Raw genomic sequence first — 432 nt, forward strand, 5'->3', positions numbered from 1 at the left:
GTGCAGTGAAGCGGGATTCGATCCCCGATGTGAGTGTCTATCCGAGCTGCTTCCGACCCCCGACCTCGATAGATGAAGACGCCGCGTCCGTGTTCTTCGGTCATCAACCCGGAGATATCCCCGGTTTTGTCGGCGAGTTTATCGACCTCTGATCGTGCCACCTGATACAGTTTGTGCTGATTTCGAGCGATCTCACCGGTCTGGAGAAACTTCAGCCCGGTTCGATACTCCCCGTCTCGACGGACGATATACTCCGCAGACTCGAGCGTATTCAAATGGTTGTGAACGGTACTTTTCGGGAGACCGACGTGTCTTGCGAGTTCAGAGACACCAGCACCGTCGAGTTCGTTAAGCCCTTCCACGATGCTGAACGTCCGCTCGATCGCCTGTATACCGTTCGTTTCGGCGTTTGTCATACCAGACCGTACGGAC

The 432-nt window shown here is 55.3% G+C and carries 1 protein-coding gene; it reads right to left on the bottom strand.

What is annotated here, in order from left to right; all coding sequences use genetic code 11:
* On the bottom strand, positions 1–416 hold a 416-nt coding region (locus tag NWP09_RS13265; RefSeq protein WP_258275943.1), incomplete at its 3' end, for an IclR family transcriptional regulator.
* Between the last annotated feature and the right edge of the window lie 16 nt (positions 417–432).

The sequence above is a fragment of the Agrococcus sp. HG114 genome, from assembly GCF_024723325.1.
Taxonomy (GTDB): Bacteria; Actinomycetota; Actinomycetes; order Actinomycetales; family Microbacteriaceae; genus Agrococcus.